The sequence below is a fragment of the Nitriliruptor sp. genome (assembly GCF_040882075.1).
GTDB lineage: Bacteria > Actinomycetota > Nitriliruptoria > Nitriliruptorales > Nitriliruptoraceae > Nitriliruptor.
This window is the reverse complement of sequence record NZ_JBBEBZ010000075.1, coordinates 3,800-4,953: the sequence shown is the minus strand read 5'-3', so window position 1 is coordinate 4,953 and position 1,154 is coordinate 3,800. Positions and strand designations below refer to the sequence as shown.

The window sequence follows — 1,154 nt, the reverse complement described above, 5'->3', positions numbered from 1 at the left end:
CTGATCCGCACGGCGATGACCGATGCGATGCCGCAGGACGTGGTGGCCGACCGCATCGCCGGCATCCCCCTCGGGCGGATGGGCGAACCGGGCGAGGTCGCCGACGTCGCGCTGTTCCTCGCCTCGGACCTGTCGAGCTACGTCACGGGCGCGGTCGTCGAGGTCACCGGCGGCCGAGGCATGTGAGGCGCACGTCTGACGGGCACGAGCATGTGGGCGACGTCACCGGAGGCGAGCCGGTGGGTGCGCTGTAGCTGGAGGCCGGCTCGGGCGGCAAGGGCTGAGAACTCGTCGGTGGAACGCTCGCGCCCGCCGGGTGTCAGCGCCAACATGAGCAGGTCCGCACGGGTGGCGAGGTCGTCGCGTGGCCGGTCGTGCGCTTCGCTCTCGAGGACGACGATCCGGCCGAGCGGTTCGGCACGTGCGATGTCGGCCGCGACGCGCAGGAGGTCGACCGCCGCGGCGTCGTCCCAGTCGTGCAGGACGTTGACGAACAGGTAGGTGTCGCAGCCCTCGGGGACCGCGGCGAAGGCGTCCCCGGCGACCGGTGTCACCCGGGGATGCGTCGGCGCTCGCGCCACCACCTCCGGGAGCTCGAGGAGGACACCCTGCAGGTGGGGATGTCGGGCGAGCAGCACCCCGAGGAGCGTCCCATCGCCACCACCGATGTCGCACACCCGCCGGTTCGTGTCCCAGCCGAGCGTCCGCGCCAGGAGCAGCCCGTGCATCCGGCCGCCGGCGGCCATCGCCGCGTCGAAGGTGGCGTGCCGGTCGGGGTGGTCCTGCATCCAGGTGAAGAACGGGGCGCCGTTGGCGGTCGCGAAGGCGTCGCCGTCCGACCGGAGTCCCGCGTCGAGGGCCGCGATCGCCGCACCGACCTCGGCACCGGACGCGAACTCCACCCAGGCACGCCAGCCGCCGGGGTGGTCGCGTCGCAGGAACCGCGTCACCCGGGTCGCCCGGACGCGCCCCTGCCGGTCGATGCGCAGCCACCCGCGGGCGGCGGCGTAGCGCAGCAGGCGTTCGAGCCGATGGGCATCGACACCGAGGTCTCCGGCCAGTGCTGTGATGGGTGTCGGTCGCGTCAGCCGATCGGGGAGATCGAGGCGGCACAGGGTCGCGATCGCTGCCGTGTCCAGCCCCGCGAGGACCGC

General features: G+C 73.6%; 2 protein-coding genes. One reads left to right on the top strand and one right to left on the bottom strand.

Annotated elements, in window-relative coordinates; translation table 11 throughout:
- Nucleotides 1-186 (top strand): SDR family oxidoreductase (locus tag WEB03_RS03875; protein WP_368069659.1); only part of this gene is annotated, 186 nt, incomplete at its 5' end.
- Here WEB03_RS03875 and WEB03_RS03870 read toward each other — a convergent pair.
- On the bottom strand, nucleotides 138-1,154 hold a 1,017-nt coding region (locus WEB03_RS03870; RefSeq protein ID WP_368069658.1), incomplete at its 5' end, for a methyltransferase. The genes WEB03_RS03875 and WEB03_RS03870 overlap by 49 nt on opposite strands.